Here is a 19,498-nt window from a genome sequence, read left to right on the forward strand (position 1 = left end):
GCCCAGCCCCGGGAGCCTTCCCCCGTCATCCACGGGTCGGTAGCGTGACCGCCGTGAGCGGAGCGAGCCAAGCCGCCCCGGGCCCTCGGCTGCACGACCGCACGACCGAACTCGCCGCCCTGGCCCGTCTCGCGGCCCGCGTCGATGCCGGTACCCGAGGCGTCCTGTTCCTCACCGGTGATCCCGGCGAGGGGCGTACCGTGCTGCTCGCCCGGGCGGCCGCCGACTTCCCCGGCACCGCGTACCGGATCGCCGCGCCCGGGCATCGCGCGCCGTGGAGCGGAGCGCGTGCCCTGTTCGCCGCCCTGGCCGCGACCCCGTCGGCGGGGCGCAGGGCGCTGCGGCGGGCGCGGGGCGCGGACGGGCTGGGCGCGGCCGTGGCCGACCTCGTGGCCGAGTCCGAGTCCGAGTCCAGCTCTGGCACCGGCACCGATCCTGGACCCCCTCCCGGATCCGGATCGCGACGGTCGGTCCTGATCTGTCTGGACGACCTGCATCTGTGGGACGCCCATTCGCGGGCCGCTCTCACCGCTTCCTGGCAGGAGCCCGGCCTTCCGCGTCTCGGCGGGCGCGGTCACGGCGTTCGGGTCCGGGTGGGCTGGCTCCTGTCGGCCGCCCGGCACCATCGATTCCCCGATGTCCCGGGGGCGGAGACCGTCCGGCTCGGCCGGCTGACCCCGGCCGGTGGCCGGGCCCTCCTGAGCGATGTGTGCCCGGTTCCCCCGGTCCCGTGGGTGGAGGGGCGGTTGCTCGACGAGGCGGCAGGGCACCCGGGTGTGCTGACCGCGACCGTACGGCGCCTCTCCCCCGCCCACCTCACGGGGACCACGCCGCTGCCGCGGCCGGCGACCGACGGCGCCGTGCTCGCCGAGGTGTACGGGGGTCTCATGGGCCGCCTCCCCGCGGACTCCCGCCGCCTGCTCGCCGTGGTGGCCCTGGCGGCCCGCACGGGTTCCGGCGGGCCGGACGCGCCGGACGCGCCGGACGCGCCGACGCACGGGATCGGCATCGACGCCGTCCTCGCCGGGGCACGTGCCGCACGTACCTCGGTCGAGCCGCTCGACGGCCTGATCGCGGACGGGCTGCTGCACCGGAGCGGCGCCACCCTCCGTTTCGAGGACCCGTTCCTCGGTCGGGCCCTGCTCGCCTCGGCGCCGGGGCGGGAGGCCGATCCGAGACCGGGCCGGACCACGGACACGGTGCTCGCCCGGAGCGAGGGTCACCGCGCCGACCGGCTGGGCCCGCCCGCCGCCGTACGCGCCCTCACCCCACTGGCCCGTGGGCGCTCCCAACTGGTACGCGGTCTGGCGGCTCTCGCGAACGGCCCGGTCATGGACGCGCATGAGGCGTTCCTGGAAGCGGCGGAGCTGTTGCGGGAGCGGGCACCCGTGGAGGCCTCCGACGCCCGGTTCCTCGCGATGGAGGCGGCCTGGGCCGGGGGCGACGTCGCCGGTTGCCTGGCCGCCCTGCACGCGGGAACGGGAGTCCGGGGTACGGAGCGGGACTTCGCCGAAGGACTGAGCGCGGCTCTCGCCGTACGGCTGGACGAGGCCCGTGCCGCGCTGGCGCGGGTGGTGGAGCGGGACGGCGCCGCGGACGATCCCCGGCTGCTGCTCCGGGCCGGTTCGGCCGCGCTGGTGCTCGGCGACACGGCCGCCGCGGCGAGGGTGCACGCCCGGGCGCTCGCCCGCGCCCGGGCCGAGGGCCGCACCGCCCTCCTGCCCCGGGCGCTGGAGCACCTCGCCTACGCCGAACTCCGGGCCGGCCGGTACAGCCGGGCCGCGCGCACCGCGAGGGAGGGGCTGCGGGCGGCGGAGCTGACGGGCCAGGACAACGTCGCCGCGCACCAGTACGCCGTCCTGGCGCTGGTGGCCTCGGTGGCGGGCGACGGGAAGGCCGTGCGGGAGCACGCCGGGCGCGCCCTCGCGACGGCGCGCCCCCACGGTCTCGTCCAGGCGGCCACCCTCGCCGAGTGGGCGCTTGCCCGGGACGAACTGGGCAGGGGGCTGGCCGCGCAGGCGACCGCGCGGCTCGTTCCCCTCGTCCGGCCGGGCCCCCGGGGCGGCCACTTCGCGTTGCGGATGCTGGCCGTGCCCTGCTTCGTGGAGGCGGCCGTCGCGTCGGGCCGGAGCGCCGAGGCCCGTGCGGCGGCGGAGGAGTACGCGGTCTGGGCCGCGCAGGGCATCGACCGCCCGGCACCTGCTCAACTGGCCCGCTGCCGGGCGCTGCTCGCGAAGGACGAGGAGTCGGCGTACTGGTTCGGTGAGGCCGTCCGTCGCCACGACAGCTGCGGCAACGACTTCGAGCGCGCCCGCACCCTCCTCGCCTACGGCACGTGGCTCAGGCGCCGCCGTCGCCCGGGCGACGCGCGAGGCCCGCTGCGCGACGCCCTCGTCACCTTCGAGCGGGCGGCGGCGGAGGGCTGGGCCGAGCACGCCCGGTCCGAGTTGCGCGCGACCGGTGGTGCCACCGGTGGCACGTCGGACCCTTCGGCGGCGCGGGAGTTGACCCCCCAGCAGCAGCGCATCGCGCGCCTCGTCGCCCAGGGCGCCACCAACCGCGAGGTCGCCGACCGCCTCGCGCTGAGCCCGCGCACGGTCGACCACCACCTCCGAGGCGTCTTCCTCCGCCTGGGCATCCGCTCCCGTGTCGAACTCCCGGATGTGGTGGGCCGGTGGGCCGCCGCATCCGGGAGCTCGGCACGAGAGGGCCTGCACTGACCTCCGCCGCTGGTCGCCGAGCCGTCGACGGGCGGCGGCGGACGTCGGCGGGCACGGACATGGCCTGCGCGGCGCCCTCGTGGATGGCCTGAACTGGACGCGTCCGCCCGTGGGCGGCGGGGAACGATCACCGACATGCGTCGAGGGAGGGGTACGTGAGGCGATCGACCTCGGAGGAGGCCTGGGGTGGTGTGGCGGAGTTCGTCGCTCTCTCCTCGGCACTCACCGGATTCACCGTGACCGAGCTGGAGAAGACGGGCATGGCCGACGCGTACGCGGAGTTCGTCGCGGAGCGGGTGGACGCCGGTCCGTGTCGCGCCCTGTGCACCGCGCCGGGCACGGACGACGGACCGCCCGAGGGACTCTCCGAGGAGCTCCTGGAACTCGCCGGGTCGATCACCCTGCTCTGGTACACGGGAAGTTGGACCGGTTCCGCCGGCTCCCCGCCCACGGTGGTCTCCGCCCGCGGCTACGCCGAGGGACTGCTGTGGCGCACCCTCGGAGGGCACGCGCCCGGCACCGGCCGGCCCGGGTTCGGGAGCTGGTCCGAGGCGCCCGAGGGAGCCGTCCGATGAGCGCCGCCCCCGCCCCCGCTCCGTACGACGTCATCGTGGTCGGCGCCGGGATCGCCGGTTCGCTCGTCGCCCGGCGGCTCGGCGAGCTGGGGCGGCGGGTGCTCGTCCTGGAGGCCGGGCCCGCGGTGGCCGACCCCGAGGCCGGGCACCAGGCCGCGCTGCACACGTACCTCACGGCCGGGGTGAAGGTGCCCGGGTCCCCGTACGTCCCGAGCCCCGAGGCCGCGTGGCCGGAGGTGACCGACCTGGGCGGCCTGCCCTCGGGCGGGTTCACGGCCGACGGCCACCTGATCCAGCGGGGCCCCCTCCCGTACGCCAGCGGTTACGTACGCGTCAACGGCGGCACCGGGAACGTGTGGACGGGACTGACCCCGAGGATGCACCCGGAGGACTTCCGCACGGCGGAGTTCGGCTACGGCCGCAGCTGGCCGATCGGCTACGACGAGCTGGAGCCCCACTACCGGGCGGCCGAGTACGAGATCGGGGTCGCCGCCGACGTGGACGAACAGCGCGAGCACGTCGGGCTGCCGTTCCCCGAGGGCTACACCTTCCCCATGAAGGCCCTGCCCGTCAGCCATGTCGACCGGATGCTCGCCGCCCGGCTCGACGGCCGTACGCTCACCGACCCGGCCACCGGCGACCCGGTCGTCCTCCGGGTCACCGGCACCCCTCACGGCCGCAACAGCACACCCGACCCTCGGTACGACGGCGGCGCCGGGTACGTCCCGGCGGGCGCGCACGGCCGGCCCGACCCCGACAGCCGGTGCCTCGGCAGCGCCAGCTGCATCCCCCACTGCCCGAGCCACGCCAAGTACACGCCCCTGAAGACCCAGGCCCGCTGGAGCGACTCGGTGACGCTGGTCGACCGGGCCGTCGTCCACCGCGTCCTCGTCGACGGCAACGGCCGCGCCACGGGGGTGGACTACCTCCGCTGGGATTCCGGTTCCGGTCCTGCGACCCCGGGCACGGCCTCCGCCGACGTCGTGGTCCTGGCCGCGCACGCCGTCGAGAACGCCCGGCTGCTGCTCCTGTCCGGGCTCGCCAACCGCAGCGACCAGGTCGGCCGCAATCTGATGGACCATCCGGTGCTGCTCACCTGGGGGCTGCTGCCCGGGCAGGTCGGCCCGTACCGGGGCCCGGGCTCCACCTCGGGTCTGGAGGGGTTCCGCTTCGGGCCCACCCGCCGCGCCCGCGCGCCCTTCCGCGTCGAGATCGGCAACTGGGGGTGGGTGTGGGCCAAGGGGCCCGCCGACGGTGACGTCGCCGCCCTCGTGCGCACCGGCGGCCCGGGCGGCCGGGGGCTCTTCGGCACGGCGCTGCGGACCGCCGTGCGGGAGCGCGTGGGGCGCCAGTTCACGCTCCAGTTCGAGATGGAGCAGGAGGCCGACCCGGCCAACCGCGTCACCCTCGACCCGCGCCACCACGACGCGCTCGGACTGCCCCGTCCGGTGGTCGCGTACGACCTCTCGTCCCACGTCAGGGAGGGCATGGCGGCCGCGCGGCAGGTCTCCGACCGGATCTTCGCCCTGCTCGGCGCCGAGGACCACACCGACGACCCGGCCGGACCGGTCCCGCCGGGCCGCTTCGAGCACCGGGGCAGGACCTACTCCTACCGGGGGGCCGGCCACGGAGCGGGCACCCATGTCATGGGCGACGACCCCGCCACCTCCGTCGTCGACTCCCGGCAGCGCTGCTGGGACCACCCCGGCCTGTACGCCGTGGGATGCGGCAGCATGCCCTCGGTCGCCACGTCCAACCCGACCCTGACCATGGCCGCCCTCGCGCTGCGCAGCGCCGAGGCCATCGCGCGCGAGCTCACCGCTCGCGACCGGCCCGCCGTCATCTCTCCAGGAGCCGCCCCGTGACCCCCCTGCCGTTGCCGCCCGTCCCCGCCCCGTACCAGCTGCCCTTCCACTACGGGGCGCTGCACCAGATCGGCGTCGACTTCCTCGTGGACCCCGAGCCGGTGCGGGATCTCCTGGCGAAGCGTCATCCTGCACTGACTGCGGCCGAGTTCGAGGGGCGGGCCGTGGTGTCCCTCAACTACCAGCTGTACTTCGCCCAGTACGCGTTCGGCGGGGGTGTCACGCAGGAGATCGAGTTCAACGTCATCGCCCACCCGACGGCGGAGGCCCACCGGCTGCCCCGGCTCTCCTACGAGGAGTACGCCCACGGGGTCGACCAGACCCGGCTGCTCGGCATCGCGCGCATCCACGTCCTGTGCGACAACCCGCTGGCGATCGACGCGGGCCGGCGGCTGTTCGCCGAGCCCAAGCATCCGGGCTGGTTCGAGACGACGATGCCCTCGCCCAACGGCCCGGCGGGTGACGCCTGGTCCGTCCGCTGCCGCAAGGCCTCGGCGGCGGCGGACGGCTCGGACACGGTGGTGCGGCACGACGAGGACGTCTTCACCCTCACCGCCGACCTCACCGGTCTGTCCTCGGTCCCGGCGAACAACGCTCCGGTCACCGGCTACGGCACCGACGCCGAGGGGCGCGCGCTGGCGGGGCCGATGAACCTCTACCAGCCCTACCGTCACCACTCCCTCGATCCCGTCGCCGACGCCGACCGGATCCGTCTCACCGTCCACGACGGGACGACGGACCTCGGGCAGGACCTCACGGCCCTGGTCGGGACCTCCCCCGCGTCCGGCGCCTGGACGTTCCAGTCGCCGCCCGTGGCCGCCCACAACCGCGCGTACTACCTGCCCGGCCCGCCGCAGTGAGCGCTACCGCATCAGGCGCGGGACTCAAGGACTTTCGAGGCGCCATTCCTGGCCGGGGGCGCCGCTCGCCGCCCGCTGCACGATCCGTGCCCCGTCGTTCGCGGAGCCGTTCTCCACATCGAGGTACAGGCCGCTCGACACGTTGACGAGGTGGTACCGGTCGCCGGCCGGGGTGGGCACCGGGCGCCACCACTGGTTCGGGCTGTCGGTGTTCGTCCACTGGTCGAGGGCCTGGCCGTCCGTCGGGGAGGCTCCGGGGTTGTCGAGGACTCTGCCGCTGTGGACGTTATGGAAGCGGAAGGAGCCGTCGTAGCCGGGCCGCAGGGTCCACCGCTGGTTGTCCCCGCCGTTCCAGGGCCACTGGATGACGTCGGCGCCGTCGGAGGTCGAGGCCCCCGAGACGTCCAGGACCTTCCCGCTGTGCTGGTTGACCACCCGGAACGTGCCCGTCATGAGGCCGAAGGTGAGCTGGGTCCGGACCCCGGCGGCCAGGGTCACCGTCCGCGCGTGGTCGCCCAGCGGGGAGGGGGCCACGCCGACGGTCGCGGACACCGAGGTGATGCCGCGGCGGCAGACCAGGGTGACGTCCTGGGCGATGTCGGAGACGAGCGTGACGGTGGCGCTGCGGGCGGTCGTGTCCCAGCTCAGGCTCTCCACCAGGATCCGGTTGCGGCCGCGCACCCCTCGGATCGTGCCCCGGGCGAACTCCTCGGGCAGAGCCGGGAGGAGTTCGAGGATTCCCGGGCGCGTGTAGAGCAGTGCCTCGGAGACGACCGCGGGGAGGGCGTTGGCCGCGTCGGCGTTGTAGATGTGCAGATCGGGGTTGTGGGAGGTCATCAGTGAGCGCCGGACCATGTTGTTGCCGAGGATCTTCCGGATGTTGTCGTAGACGCCGGCTCCGTCCTTGAGGCGGGCCCGGGCCAGGGCCCGGTGCAGGCTGCCGTGGGCGGAGATGTTCTCGTCGCCGCGCAGGTCGAGGGCGCGGCGGGAGGCGCGGACGAGGTCGGGCGTCTCCTCGGGGTTGATCTCGTGCAGCGGCCAGGCGCCGTAGAGGTGGTGGACGTGCCGGTGGTCGTAGCGGTCGGCGAGCCCGGGCCAGGACCACTCGGCGAGGGCGCCGTCCTGGTTGACGTCGTACGCGGGAAGCCTGTCGAGCAGGGCGGTCCAGCGGGCCACGCCCTGTCCGGGGCCCTGTTCGACGCCGAGGGCGTGGGCCGCCTCGACCGCGGCGCGGAGCGCGTGTCGGCCGGCCATGATGTCGCCGGTGGCGTTGACGGAGAGCATCTGCCCGGTGTTGGAGGGCGAGTTCTCCATGGAGAAGGAGGGCACGAAGACGACCTTCCCGTCGGCGTCGGTACGGGTGAGGAAGTCCTCGTAGAAGAGGGCGAGTTCCATCAGCGCCGGTCCGAGTCTGTCCCTGAGGAAGGCGTTGTCGCCGGTGACCTGGTAGTACTCCACGAGGGGGTAGAGCAGCCAGTCGGCGCCGCCGGTCCAGCACTGGCCGGGGAAGTCGCCGCCGTTGAAGTGGAGCATGTGGCCGCTCTCGCCGTCGGTGCGGCTCGGGGCGAGGAATCCGCGGGCGCCGTACAGCCGGGTGGCGTTGTCGCGCCAGTCGTCGAGCTGGCCGAGGATCAGGTCGAAGTAGCCCCGCATCGCGGTGCCGTGGCCGAGGATGTTGCCGCCGGCCACCTGGAGGTTGATGTTGGCGTCGGTGGTGAAGTCGTCGGCCCAGGCGCCGTTCCACGAGCCGGACCAGACGCCGGTCAGCCGCGGTGGCAGCACGCCCGAGGAGCTCACGAAGAGATAGCGGCCCGAGTCGTACATCCGCTCCAGGAGCGCGAGGTCGATCGTCGACCGCTGACTGTTCTGGCGTGCCGTCAGCTCGCTGGTGGACAGCCGCCGATCGGCATCGGGTACGCCGAGGTCGAGGGTGCTCGCGTCGAACAGCGCCCGGTGCTGCGGGGTGTGGCGGGCCAGCAGGGTCGCGTAGTCGGTGGGGAGGGTGGCAAGGGATGCGTGCAGGGGCTTGGCGTTCCACTGCCCGGACGACTCGTAGCGGTCGAGTCGGGTGAGCAGCACCACCGTGGCGGCCTTGGAGACGACGAGGGCGGAGCCGGTGGCCGTCACGGCGGCCTTGGTGCCGGTGACCACGACCCGGGTCACGCCTTCGTAGCCGTACGCTCCCTGGCCCGCGGGGTAGGTGCCGCGCAGGTTGAGATAGCCGTCGCGGCCGCTGAGCGTGGCGATCGCGGTGAAGGAGACGTCGTTCGGCACTCCTTCGAGAGCGGTGTTCGCCCTGATGGTGGTGTCGACGGTCCGTCCGGGTGCGGGGGTGAGCTCGTGGACGACGACCCGGTCCGCGCGGGAGACGAAGACGCGGCGCTTCCAGACACCGGAGCTGTCGGTCCACGTGTGGGTGACCTCTCCGGTGCGGAAGTCGGTCACGCGGGCGTAGTTCTCGGCGGTGCTCATCGCCGGGCTGCTCAGCCGCAGTTCGTAGCCGGGGTGGAACGTCTGCGTCCAGCGAAGGGTCCATCCGGAGGCGAACGCGGCGGCGGCACCGCCGTAGTCCCCGGCGAGGGCGCTGTCCCGGACGGCTTCCAGCCGGTCGGCGAGCAACGGCGGTTCGGTGTCGCGTGTGCCGTTGGGCAGGACGAAGCCGTGGTGGTTGAGCAGGATCCGTTCCTCCGTCGGCGTGCCGTACGCCACCGCGCCGTACTCCCCGTTCCCGCTGACGAATCCGTCGGTCCAGGCGGTGGCGGCGGAGGCGTCGTGGATGCCCCGCTCGGGCAACGTGGCCCCCGGCGGGATCGCGGCGGCCGCTCGGGGCGCTCCGAGCCCGGGAAGGGCGACCGCCCCCGCGGCCACGGCGGCGGCCGTGATGAATCGCCTGCGGCCGAGGGGTGCGTCGGGGAGGTGCATGGTGGCGGCTCCGTTCACCGAGGGCAAGTGGTACCGGGTAGCCCAAAGGTGTCGGTCTCGCGCATGTTTACGTAACCATCGGGCGCCGCAAGTGCAGCACGGCGCTCACGGAGGCGTCAATGCCCGTGCCGCAGCCGGGCCCGCGGACACGCCCACGGCGGCCAGGACCGTCAGGTCAGCAGGCTGTTGGGGTGCGAGGACCGGCGCGCGGCGGCGAGGAGGGCGTGGATGCGCGGGCCGGCCTCGCCGATGTCGGTGACGGGGGTGGGGAACGGCAGCCGCGCGTCCCGGTGGCCCACCGGGTACTCCATGCGCAGGGTGATGCCGTAGCGGTCCAGGGCGACCGGCAGGGCGCGGACCAGGCGCCGGTCGGGGCGCGGCCGGACGAGGCGCAGGAGCAGGGGGACGAGTTCGGCGTGGCCGTCGACGAGGTGGGTGAGCATGGCCGCCTCGGAGGAGGCGACGGGGTCGGGGTCCGCCGCGTGGAGCGCGTCCAGGGTGACGTACGTGCGGCCTTCGGCGTCTTCGAGCAGCGCCTGGCCGAACTCCATGCAGGCGCTCTCGGCCGCGTCGTCCGCGTAGTCCGAGCCGAGGAGCCCGGTCACGGTGACGCGCGCCCGCAGGCGCTCGCGTACGGCGATGGGGGCGATGTCCGTGAGTTCCAGACGTACGGGGATGCGCGCACCCCGTACTCCAAGGACACCCTCGGACGAGTCGTGCAGGTGGATGCGGCCCATCGGCCCCGTCCCGTCCAGCAGATGGACCTCCCGGCGGCGCCCGTCGGTGACGACGGTCATCGAGTGCGCCGTGGCCAGCATCGAGCGCACGCGTTCCGCGGGGGTGGGCTGGGTGACGTGGGCACTGAAGGGGCGCATCCGAGTTCTCCAGGGGCGAGGGAAGGAGATGCCCAAGTCGTTACTTAGGCAAGCCTAACCTAACCGATCCTGAGAGTCAGGGGAACCCACAGGGCCGGGCCCGTCGGGTGACGGGCCCGGCCCTCTCGGACAGCGCGCGGTCAGACGCGGTCGGCCGCGATCAGCACGTACTGGAACGAGCCGTCCTTGTACGACTCGATGAACGCCTCCTCGATGCCGGTGACCAGCGACGACGTGGCTCGCAGCTCCCAGTAGGGCAGGGTCGCGGGCGTCAGGTCGACGACCGCCTGCGGGACGAGGCGGTTGTCGGCCATGGCGCGCAGGTACTCACGACGGGAGTGGATGTTGCACTCGAAGTGCGCGTTGATCTGCGAGACCCACTTCGACGGCTGGCCGTACCGCGGGTTCCAGCAGCCGGTGATGGTGACGTAGCGGCCGCCGACCTTGAGGAAGCGGGAGTGCTCGGCGAAGAGGTCGTCCAGGTCGACGTACATGCTCGACTCGTTGTTCCACGAGCCGGCGATGCTGCCCTTCTCGAACGGGGTGTCGAGCATGTTGCAGACGCGGGCGGCGACGTGGTCCTCGATGCCGAGCTCCTTCGCGCGCCGGTTGCCGAACTCGGCCTGCGTGGAGGAGAGGGTGACGCCCTCGACCTTGCAGCCGAAGCGCTGGTGGGCCATGACGCTCGAACCGCCGCGGCCGCAGCCGGCGTCGACGAGCGTGTCGTCCCGCCCGATGACGCCGAGGTGGTCCAGGAGGACCTCGGCCTGCGCCGACTCCAGGCGGTGCAGCTCGGCGATCAGCTTCTTCTCGTACGCGCTGTCCTCGGTGTCGCCGAGGGCGGCGTGGTCGACGTCGCCGATGCCGTAGTGGTGGTGGTAGAGCCCGTCGACGTCGCCTAGGCGCAGGTTCACGGGCCGCGCCTCCTGGTTCCAGTAGCGGGCGATGTCGCTCTGGTAGGGCGACGCCGGAGCCGGAACGAACGCGGAAGTGGCGTTGGCGGAGGTGAGCTCGGTGGTGGTCACAGAGAGATCCATTTCTTACCAGAAGTCGGGCAGGCTGTAGCGAAAGGTGTTGGTGTGGTGCCAGTAGTGGTTGCCGTCGACCCACACGGCGACTCCCCGCAGGAAGCGCTGCACGGTGGGGACGGGACAGGCTGCGGCCAGGGCGGCGGCTTCGGCCTCGAAGTCGAGCATGAGGTCGTTGTGGACCTCGACCGCCTTCAGGTAGGCGTCCCGCTCCGAGAGGTTCTCTCGGTCGGCGATCACCACGGGCAGGTTCAAGTGCCGGCCGGGGCCGGCAAGTTCCTTGGTGTACGAGTACAGGTCGTTGACGATGGTCGTCGCGTTGCCGGCGAGGGCGATGACCCGTTGCATCGCCGGCTGCGCGTGGAGGTCCGCCGGCAGCTCGTAGCCGCCGACGGTGTCGGTGATGGTGGGGCAGGGGCGGAAGTTGTTGAACTGCCGCATCGCCAGGTACTCCCACACCTCCGGCACGTGGTCCGTCTCGGCCCAGGCGGCCTCGGCGAGGTAGCCCATGTGGAGCCGGGCCATGTCGTGCCGGAACCGGTCGGCCTGGGAGGGGGTGGACTGCCGGACGAGGTACTCCATCGCGGAGCGGTAGGCCCGCCGCGGGGCGTCCTCCTGGAGCGACTCCGCCCACTGCGGCGCGTACTCCCCCGTGGTGTGGATGGGGTCGAGCGCGGTGTGCGCGAGGAGCAGCCGCCCGCCGAGACCGATGGGCGAACCGCCGTGGTCCTCGCAGTAGCAGTCGTCGACCGCGTTCTCGGCGACCATCAGCCGCGTCGCGATCATGAGGTGGTCGACGGTCGGGGCGTCCGGGTGGCAGGCGACCATGTAGCGCCCGACGGAGAAGCCGTCGAACTCCCCCTCCCACTCCTCGGGGAACAGGTCGACCTCGTCCACCGCCCAGTCCTTGATCCGGCGGCTCACCTCTTCCACGCGGACCGGGTCGGGCTCCGGCACCGGGTGGTAGTAGAGACCCGGGATGTGCAGGGCGTCCGCCGGCTCCGCGACGGCCGCCGGCTCCGCGACGGGCGGTTCCTCGCGCCGGGCCAGACTCAGGCCCGCCGTGCCGAGGCCGCTCGGGCCCCGCAGGATCCGGCCGAGATCGGGACCGGGAATCCGGCCGGGATCAGGTACCGGCTCCGCCACCGCGGCGGGAACGGGGAGGGTGGACGGCGCGGCGTCCGCGGCTTCGACGCCGACGAAACCGGCCTGGGCGAGGACGTGGGCCCCGAAGTGGGCCGCCGCGGAGGGCAGGCTCGACTGCAGAGGGGAAAGCCCGGGCTCGGGCATCCGTGACTCCTTGAAGGGGATGGGGTGGTCCGTCCCGGATCCCGGGCGTGCTCGCCCGGCCCGGAAGGGTCCGGGCTGTCGTGTCGGTCGGACGGGTGCGGCTCCGGCGGGAGTCAGCCGTGCCTGCGGGCGATCTGGACGTTCTCCAGTACGCCGAGCGCGTTCGGCACCAGGATCGCGGCGGAGTAGTACGTGGTGACCAGGTACGACATGATCGCCTGCTCGCCGATGCCCATGAACCGCACGGACAGACCCGGCTCGTACTCCTCGGGCAGTCCGGTCTGGCGCAGACCGATGACGCCCTGGTTGTCCTCGCCGAGGCGCATGGCGAGGATCGAGCTGGTGTTCTCCTTGCTGATGGGGATCTTGTTGCAGGGGAGGATCGGGACGCCGCGCCAGGACGGGACCTGGTGCCCGTCGAGTTCGACCGTCTCCGGGTAGAGCCCGGCGGCGTTCCACTCGCGCCCGATCGCCGCGATCGTCCGGGGGTGGGCCAGGAAGAGCCGGGTGCCGCGGCGGCGGGTCAGCAGCTCGTCGAGGTCGTCCGGGGTGGGCGGACCCGAGTGGGTCTGGATCCGCTGCTTGAAGTCGGCGTTGTGGAGGAGGCCGAACTCCGGGTGGTTGATGAGCTCGTGCTCCTGGCGCTCGCGCAGCGCCTCGATGGTGAGCCTGAGCTGCTCCTCCGTCTGGTTCATCGGCCCGTTGTAGAGGTCGGCGACCCGGGTGTGGACCTTGAGGACGGTCTGGGCGACGGAGAGTTCGTATTCGCGCGGCTTGAGCTCGTAGTCCACGAAGGCGCCCGGGAGCGTGACCTCGCCGGTGTGGCCGGCCGACATCGCGATCTCGGCCTCGCCGTGACGGTTCTGCCGCTGGAGCGGGAGCGAGCTGAAGGCGTGGAGGTGCGCCTGGAGGCTCGGTGCCGAGGACGCGATCGAGGCGAAGTCGGCGCGGGAGAGGGTGAGCAGGGTGCCGGAGGTCTCGGCGGTGGCGGTGTAGTCCCACCTGGCGTCGGCGTCCAGGAGGGCGTTCTCGCCGAGGTGGTCGCCGTCGGCGAGGACGGAGACCGCGACCTCGTCGCCGTACTTGCCGACGGAGGTCTGGTTGATCCTGCCGTGGGCGATCAGGTGGATCTGCCCGGCGGGGGTGCCGCGCTCGGTCAGCACCTCGCCGGCGCGGAAGTCGCGCCGGACGCACCGGTCGGCGAGCGCGGTGAGCACCTCGACGTCCTCGAAGCCGCGCAGCAGGGCCAGTTCGCCGAGTTCCTGGGGGATCACGCGGACGCGCGGGCCGTCCTGGACGAACTCGATGCGGCCGTCGCCGACGGTGTAGCTCAGTCGGCGGTTCACCCGGTAGGCGCCGCCCTTCGTCTCCACCCAGGGGAGCATCCGGAGCAGCCAGCGGGAGGAGATCTCCTGCATCTGCGGGGTGGACTTGGTCGTGGTGGCGAGGTTGCGGGCAGCCGCGGTGCTCAGGCTGGACTGCCGGGGCGGCGCCACCTGCGCTTCCGGGCCTGTCTCGACGGTCATCGGGGCGAGTTCTCCTTCGGGTGGACGACGGTCGGCGAACGCGCACCGATCCGGTGAAAGAGGAAAAAGGGGGTCAATCTCTGGGAATTCGTCCAGATCCCGGGGAACAGTAACGGCCGGTAAGCCCCGTCCACCCCATCGGTTCGGGATCATTACCCCGAAACAGTGATCTTGCTTCGCGGGAGGTTTATCCGGGCGGCCGACGGTATCCGGCCACGTTCGAAGGGAACGCGAAAGCCCTCCGGCTCCGTGTTCGGGAGCGGGAGGGCTGCGAAGGGGTCAGGGTGTTACGCGCGGCCTGCGGCGAGGTCCATCAGACGGGCGAGGACGCGGCCGCCGGAGGCGGCGACGCCGTCGTGTTCCCATTCGTTGGTGACCCAGACGCGGGAGGCACCGATCCGGCGGGCGGTGGCGAGGGAGATGCCCGCGTCGACGTACATGTCGTCGTGGTAGACGATCGCGGCGAGCGGGACCTCGTTGGCGGCGAGGCGTTCGAGGTCGTAGAGGGGCGGCCAGTCGGTGCGCGCGGCCAGCAGGTCGGCGGCGTCCGCGAAGGGGCGCAGGCCCGCGATCTCCCGGAACATCCAGGGGTACATCATCTCGCCGGTGAGCAGGAGGGGGTCCGCGTCCTCGGCGAACTCGGGAAAGGCGGCCAGGGCGCGGGAGGCCGCCCAGCCGGTCGGGCCGTCCCCCTGTCCGTACAGCGACTCCTGCATGACGGCGAAGAGCGGGTTGTCGGTGAAGCCGGTCAGGGTCATCACCTGGTGGAGGAAGGTGTCGCTCAACTCGCCGTCCGCGTCCAGGGCTTCGTCGAGGAGCCAGTGGACGCGCTCGAAGCCGTCGCCCATGCCGAGGGCGAGTCCGAGGGTGCGCAGGCGGTGCGGGGTGAGGCGGTCGCCGTTCGGGAGGCGGACGTCGTCGGCCGCGAGGAGGTCGGCGATCTTCCGGAGCCGGGGAGCGTCCTCGGGGTAGCGGGCGTAGAGGTCGAGGACGCGGTCGCGGACGCGGGGATAGGTGTGGGCGTAGACGTCGTCGGCGGTGGCGGTGACGCCGGGCAGGCCGCCGGTGACGTAGCAGGCCTTCAGTCCCTCGGGGGCCTGGGAGAGGTAGGTGAGGGTGATGAAGCCGCCGTAGCTCTGGCCGAGGGTCTCCCAGGGGGCGTCGCCGCAGAGTTCGCGGCGGATCAGTTCCGCGTCGGCGACGATCGCGTCGGCCCGGAAGTGGGAGAGGTAGCCGGCGAGCCCGTCCGGCGAGGCGAACCGTGCGGCGGACCGTGCGGTGATCGGGGTGGAGCGTCCGGTGCCGCGCTGGTCGAGGAGGAGCACGCGGTGGGTCGTGAGCGCCTGGGCCAGCCAGCCGGGCGAACCGGCCGACGGGCGGGGCGACTTGCCGCCGGGTCCGCCCTGGAGGTAGAGCAGCCAGGGGAGTTCCTCGCCCGCGCGGGCCGGGTCGGCGACCTCCCGGGCGAAGACCTCGATGGTGGGGCCGTCGGGTGCCTGATGGTCCAGGGGGACGGTGAAGAGGTGGTCGACGGTCGCGTACGCCGGGTTCATGGGTTCCTTCCGCGGCCGCGTGCGGCCGGTCAGATGTGACATTGCATCGATGGGCGGCCGTCGTCCGCCCGTCGAGAGGAGCCTCCATCCGACCGCCGGCCGGTGCCGCTACTTCCCGGTCGGCCGGTCGCCCTTGGCCCACAGGGAGCGGACGTGCCCCAGGTGGCGGGTCATGCACTTCTCCGCGCCCTTGGCGTCGCCGGCGAGCATCAGGTCGAGCAGCTCCAGGTGCTCCTCGGCCGACGGGATGAGGTTGCCGCTCTGGTCCAGGGCGGTGAGCCCGTACAGGCGCGAACGCTTGCGCAGGTCGCCGACGGTCTCGACGAGCCGTTCGTTGCCCGCGAGGCCGAGCAGCGTGAGGTGGAAGAGACGGTCCGCCTCCAGGTAGCCGATGAGGTCGTGCTCGCGGGCGGCGCGCACGATGTCCTCGGCCACGGGCCGCAGCGCCTCCAGGTCCTCGCGGGCGGCGATCCGGGTGATCCTGCCGACCATCGGGATCTCGATGAGCGCGCGGATCTCGGTGTACTGGTCGAGGTCGCGCTCGTCGACCTCGGTGACCCGGAACCCCTTGTTGCGGACGGGCTCGACCAGGCCCTCGCGGGCCAGGTCGAGCATCGCCTCGCGGACCGGGGTGGCGGAGATCCCGAAGTCCTCGGCGAGGGTCGGCGCCGAGTAGACCACCCCGGGGCGGAGCTCGCCCGAGATCAGGGCGGCTCGCAGGGCATGGGCGACCTGGTCGCGCAGCCGCTCCCGGGAGGCGTTGAGGTCGCGGTGGGTCAGGTGCCCCATGACGGTGGTGATCCCTTCGTTCCGGTTGACATCACCACCGTACGATGTCACGCCGCGGAGCCCGCCGGTGCCAGGGTGTACGTCCGGCCGGCCGTGAAGAAGTCCAGCGCGGCCCTGCCCTGCTCGCGCGGTCCGTGGCTGGACGCCTTGGAGCCGCCGAAGGGCAGGTGGAAGTCGACTCCGGTGGACGGGGCGTTGAGCCGGATCATCCCGGTGTCGAGCAGGTCGAGGCCGGTCAGCGCCGTGTTCAGGTCGGCGGTGTGGACCGAGGTGACGAGACCGTACGGTACGGAGTTGGTGATCCGGATCGCGTGGGCCAGGTCGTCGGCGGCCAGCAGGGACGCGACGGGGCCGAAGACCTCTTCGCGCAGGAGCCGGTGCCCCGGGGAGACCTTCTCGACGAGGGTCGGGGTCGCGTACCAGCCGGACCGGTCGGGCACGGTGCCGCCGGCGAGGACGGAGAGCCCTCGGCTGGCCTCGCCGACCTGGTCGCGGGCGTACTCGTGGATGAGCGGCCCGCAGACGGTGGCCGGGTCGGCGGGGTCGCCGACGGGGACGGCCCGCAGCGCTTCGGAGAGCGCCTCGCGCAGCGGGTCGAGCGCGGCGCCGACCGCGATGACGCGGCTGGTGGCAGTGCACTTCTGGCCCGCGTACCCGGCGATGGCGGCGGCGATGTGGGCGGCCGCCTGCTCGATGTCCGCGTCCGGCAGGACGAGCGCCGCGTTCAGGCCGCCCATCTCCGCCTGGACCGGGATGCCCCGGGAGGTCGCGGCCCGGGCGACGGCCTGGCCGACGGGGGTGGAGCCGGTGAAGGAGACGACGTCGGCGGCGGAGACGAGGGCGTTGCCCTCGGTCGCTCCGCCGGGCAGGACGGTGAACACCGCCTCGGGCAGGACCCGCTGGACGATCGCGGCCAGGGCCTGGGCGCACGCGGTGGCCTCGGGGGCCGGCTTGAGGACGACCGTGTTGCCGGTGGCGAGCGCCGGGGCGGCCTTCCAGGTCGGGATGGCGAAGGGGAAGTTCCAGGGCGTGATGAGCCCGGCCACGCCGTGCGGGCGGCGCCGGGTCAGGAGCAGCCCCGCGCCCGCCGCGGTCTCGTGGACCTCGCCGGTCGGCTGGAAGGGGGCCTGGGCGTAGTAGCGCCAGATGGCGGCGGTACGCGCGACCTCGGCCTTGGCCTCGGCGAGCGGTTTGCCCACCTCGCGTACGGCGAGGGCGGCCAGTTCGTCGGCCGCGGCCTCGACGGCGGCGGCGACGGCGCCCAGGGCGGCCGAGCGGGCGGCGGCCCCGGCGAGCAGCCAGCCGGGCTGGGCGGCGCGGGCCCGCTCGACGGTGTCGACCGTCGTGAAGGCGCCGGGTGCCTGGATCCGCAGGAGCACGTCGGCCGGGTCGGCCGGGTTGCGGGAGATGACGGTGGGATGTGCGTCGTTCACAGGAGGAATCCTCCGGGGAAGGGGTCGTCCGGGTCGAGGAAGTACTGCGCGGTGCCGGTGATCCAGGCGCGGCCGGTGACGGTCGGGACGACGGCGGGCAGGCCGCCGACCTCCGTCTCGCCGACGAGCCGGCCGGTGAACTCCGTACCGATGAAGGATTCGTTGACGAAGTCGGTGTCGAGCGGGAGCTCGCCGCGGGCGTGGAGCTGGGCCATGCGCGCCGAGGTGCCGGTGCCGCACGGGGAGCGGTCGAACCAGCCCGGGTGGATGGCCATGGCGTGCCGCGAGCGGGTGGCGTCCGAGCCGGGCGCCTCCAGGTACACGTGCTTGAGCCCGGCGATCTCCGGCTGCGTGGGGTGCACGGGCCGGTCGGGCGAGGCGTTGACGGCGGCCATGACGGCGAGCCCCGCGGCGAGGAGGTCGTCCTTGCGGTCGCGGTCGAAGGGCAGGCCCAGGGAGTCGAGTGCGACGAAGGCGTAGAAGTTGCCGCCGAATGCCAGGTCGTAGGTGACCGTCCCGTATCCGGGGACGTCGACCTTGCGGTCGAGGGCCACGCTGAAGGCGGGCACGTTGGTGAGCGTGACCGCCTTCGCGGCGCCGTCCTCGACGCGGACGTCGACGCTGACGAGCCCGGCAGGCGTGTCGAGGCGGACGGTGGTGACGGGCTCGACGACCGGCACCATCCCCGTCTCGACGAGCACGGTCGCGACACCGATGGTGCCGTGACCGCACATCGGAAGCAGCCCGGACACCTCGATGTACAGCACGCCGTAATCCGCGTCGGGCCGGGTGGGCGGCTGAAGAATCGCACCGCTCATCGCCGCATGCCCCCGCGGCTCGAACATCAGGAGCGTACGGAGATGGTCCAGGTGCTCGATGAAGTGCAGCCGGCGCTCGGCCATCGTGGCACCGGGAATGACCCCGACACCACCGGTGATCACACGCGTGGGCATGCCCTCGGTGTGCGAGTCGACCGCGTGGAAGACATGACGCGTACGCACGGAGTTCCTTTCGACGGACAGCGGGGACGGAGAGCGGGGACGGTGACCGGGGACGGTCGGTCGTGGCGGTGGTCAGCGGTGGCCGTCGGCCACGGCCTTCTCGGTGGCGGTCCGGACGCCGGCCTCGATCGAGCCGGAGAGCGGGTGGCGCGGCGGGCGGGTCGGACCGCCCTGGCGGCCGGCGATGTCCATGGAGAGCTTGATGGACTGGACGAACTCCGTCTTCGAGTCCCAGCGCAGCAGCGAGTGCAGGGACTTGTAGAGCGGCACGGCGGTGGTCAGGTCGCCCGCGACCGCCGCGTGGTAGAGCTCGGCGCAGCTGGTGGGGAAGGCGTTGGGGTAGCCGGCGATCCAGCCGACGGCACCGGCGAGGGCCAGCTCCAGGAGGACGTCGTCGGCGCCGATCAGAAGGTCGAGCTCCGGGGCGAGTTCGGCGATCTCGTACGCCCTGCGGACGTCACCGCTGAACTCCTTGACGGCGACGATGCTGCCGTCGCCGTGCAGGCGCGCCAGCAGGTCGGGGGTGAGGTCGACCTTGGTGTCGATCGGGTTGTTGTACGCGACGATCGGGATCCCGGCCTTGGCGACCTCGGTGTAGTGGGCGCGCACGGCGGCCGGCTCGGCGCGGTACGTGTTGGGCGGCAGGAGCAGGACCGAACCGGCTCCGGCCTCGGCGGCCTGCTCGGCCCAGCGGCGGGACTCGGCGCTGCCGTAGGCGGCGACGCCCGGCATGACACGCGCGCCGTCCCCGGCGGCGGCGACGGCGGTGCGGACGACCTGGGCGCGCTCCGCGTCGGTGAGGGTCTGGTACTCGCCCAGGGAGCCGTTGGGGACGACACCGTCGCAGCCGTTGGCGATCAGCCAGGCCACGTGCTCGGCGTAGGCGTCGTAGTCGACGGAGAGGTCCTCGCGGAAGGGGAGGGTGGTGGCGACCATGATGCCGCGCCAGGGGCGGTCGGTGTTCCAGGTGGAGGCGGTCATGTCGACGCCTGCCTTTCTATAGTGTGTGACATTTTACAGGAAGGGAAAGAAGGGCCCGGCGGGCCCCTCCCCTGGGATCT

The 19,498-nt window shown here is 73.0% G+C and carries 14 protein-coding genes; 4 read left to right on the forward strand and 10 right to left on the reverse strand.

Annotation, left to right across the window (positions count from 1 at the left end; all coding sequences use genetic code 11):
• Positions 1-53: 53 nt before the first annotated feature.
• The 4 genes from ACZ6K0_RS34700 (at position 54) to ACZ6K0_RS34715 (ending at position 6,020) form a co-directional block, all read left to right on the forward strand.
• Entirely contained in the window at positions 54-2,720 is a 2,667-nt protein-coding gene (locus ACZ6K0_RS34700; protein WP_469230422.1) for a helix-turn-helix transcriptional regulator, read from the forward strand.
• 155 nt (positions 2,721-2,875) lie between these two features.
• Complete coding sequence (locus ACZ6K0_RS34705; protein WP_376411514.1) at positions 2,876-3,295, forward strand: hypothetical protein; 420 nt, start codon at positions 2,876-2,878, stop codon at positions 3,293-3,295.
• Positions 3,292-5,160, forward strand: a complete 1,869-nt coding sequence (locus ACZ6K0_RS34710) for a GMC family oxidoreductase (protein WP_469230420.1) — start codon at positions 3,292-3,294, stop codon at positions 5,158-5,160. Before ACZ6K0_RS34705 ends, ACZ6K0_RS34710 begins: the two co-directional genes overlap by 4 nt.
• Positions 5,157-6,020: a hypothetical protein gene (locus tag ACZ6K0_RS34715; protein ID WP_469230418.1), complete on the forward strand. Its 864-nt coding sequence runs from the start codon at positions 5,157-5,159 to the stop codon at positions 6,018-6,020. Before ACZ6K0_RS34710 ends, ACZ6K0_RS34715 begins: the two co-directional genes overlap by 4 nt.
• Before the next feature lie 24 nt (positions 6,021-6,044).
• Here the strand turns inward: ACZ6K0_RS34715 and ACZ6K0_RS34720 are convergent, their stop codons facing one another.
• The 10 genes from ACZ6K0_RS34720 to ACZ6K0_RS34765 all read right to left on the reverse strand — a co-directional run bounded on the left by ACZ6K0_RS34720 (position 6,045) and on the right by ACZ6K0_RS34765 (position 19,418).
• Positions 6,045-8,942, reverse strand: coding sequence for a glycosyl hydrolase family 95 catalytic domain-containing protein (locus ACZ6K0_RS34720; RefSeq protein WP_469230417.1), 2,898 nt, complete (start codon positions 8,940-8,942; stop codon positions 6,045-6,047).
• A 170-nt stretch (positions 8,943-9,112) separates the two neighbouring features.
• Entirely contained in the window at positions 9,113-9,817 is a 705-nt protein-coding gene (locus tag ACZ6K0_RS34725; RefSeq protein ID WP_469230415.1) for a DUF2470 domain-containing protein, read from the reverse strand.
• Between the two features lie 140 nt (positions 9,818-9,957).
• A complete protein-coding gene (locus tag ACZ6K0_RS34730; protein ID WP_469230413.1) occupies positions 9,958-10,854 on the reverse strand; it encodes a geranyl diphosphate 2-C-methyltransferase in 897 nt (298 codons plus the stop codon).
• A gap of 3 nt (positions 10,855-10,857) precedes the next feature.
• A complete protein-coding gene (locus ACZ6K0_RS34735; protein WP_469230411.1) occupies positions 10,858-12,135 on the reverse strand; it encodes a family 2 encapsulin nanocompartment cargo protein terpene cyclase in 1,278 nt (425 codons plus the stop codon).
• A 113-nt stretch (positions 12,136-12,248) separates the two neighbouring features.
• Positions 12,249-13,661, reverse strand: a complete 1,413-nt coding sequence (locus tag ACZ6K0_RS34740) for a family 2B encapsulin nanocompartment shell protein (RefSeq protein WP_376403949.1) — start codon at positions 13,659-13,661, stop codon at positions 12,249-12,251.
• Positions 13,662-13,948: 287 nt separating this feature from the next.
• The gene (locus tag ACZ6K0_RS34745; RefSeq protein WP_469230409.1) at positions 13,949-15,214 is read right to left on the reverse strand and encodes an alpha/beta fold hydrolase; all 1,266 of its coding nucleotides are present in this window, start codon (positions 15,212-15,214) and stop codon (positions 13,949-13,951) included.
• Between the two features lie 108 nt (positions 15,215-15,322).
• Positions 15,323-16,003 (reverse strand): GntR family transcriptional regulator, encoded by a 681-nt coding sequence (locus ACZ6K0_RS34750; RefSeq protein WP_376403953.1) that lies wholly within the window; start codon positions 16,001-16,003, stop codon positions 15,323-15,325.
• A gap of 47 nt (positions 16,004-16,050) precedes the next feature.
• Positions 16,051-17,436 carry an aldehyde dehydrogenase family protein gene (locus tag ACZ6K0_RS34755; RefSeq protein ID WP_469230407.1) on the reverse strand — a complete coding sequence of 462 codons (1,386 nt, stop codon included), beginning with the start codon at positions 17,434-17,436 and terminating at the stop codon, positions 16,051-16,053.
• Positions 17,433-18,437 (reverse strand): proline racemase family protein, encoded by a 1,005-nt coding sequence (locus tag ACZ6K0_RS34760; RefSeq protein ID WP_469230405.1) that lies wholly within the window; start codon positions 18,435-18,437, stop codon positions 17,433-17,435. Before ACZ6K0_RS34760 ends, ACZ6K0_RS34755 begins: the two co-directional genes overlap by 4 nt.
• A 72-nt stretch (positions 18,438-18,509) precedes the next feature.
• Positions 18,510-19,418: a dihydrodipicolinate synthase family protein gene (locus tag ACZ6K0_RS34765; protein ID WP_469230403.1), complete on the reverse strand. Its 909-nt coding sequence runs from the start codon at positions 19,416-19,418 to the stop codon at positions 18,510-18,512.
• Between the last annotated feature and the right edge of the window lie 80 nt (positions 19,419-19,498).

This window comes from Streptomyces sp. NPDC042346, from assembly GCF_055581845.1.

What these genes read in the sequence shown, in the direction of transcription:
- ACZ6K0_RS34725 (WP_469230415.1), bottom strand. Translation starts at nt 9,817, where the DNA reads ATGCGCCCCTTCAGTGCCCACGTCACCCAGCCCACCCCCGCGGAACGC.
- ACZ6K0_RS34730 (WP_469230413.1), bottom strand. Translation starts at nt 10,854, where the DNA reads ATGGATCTCTCTGTGACCACCACCGAGCTCACCTCCGCCAACGCCACT.
- ACZ6K0_RS34750 (WP_376403953.1), bottom strand. Translation starts at nt 16,003, where the DNA reads ATGGGGCACCTGACCCACCGCGACCTCAACGCCTCCCGGGAGCGGCTG.
- ACZ6K0_RS34745 (WP_469230409.1), bottom strand. Translation starts at nt 15,214, where the DNA reads ATGAACCCGGCGTACGCGACCGTCGACCACCTCTTCACCGTCCCCCTG.
- ACZ6K0_RS34720 (WP_469230417.1), bottom strand. Translation starts at nt 8,942, where the DNA reads ATGCACCTCCCCGACGCACCCCTCGGCCGCAGGCGATTCATCACGGCC.
- ACZ6K0_RS34710 (WP_469230420.1), top strand. Translation starts at nt 3,292, where the DNA reads ATGAGCGCCGCCCCCGCCCCCGCTCCGTACGACGTCATCGTGGTCGGC.
- ACZ6K0_RS34740 (WP_376403949.1), bottom strand. Translation starts at nt 13,661, where the DNA reads ATGACCGTCGAGACAGGCCCGGAAGCGCAGGTGGCGCCGCCCCGGCAG.
- ACZ6K0_RS34765 (WP_469230403.1), bottom strand. Translation starts at nt 19,418, where the DNA reads ATGACCGCCTCCACCTGGAACACCGACCGCCCCTGGCGCGGCATCATG.
- ACZ6K0_RS34735 (WP_469230411.1), bottom strand. Translation starts at nt 12,135, where the DNA reads ATGCCCGAGCCCGGGCTTTCCCCTCTGCAGTCGAGCCTGCCCTCCGCG.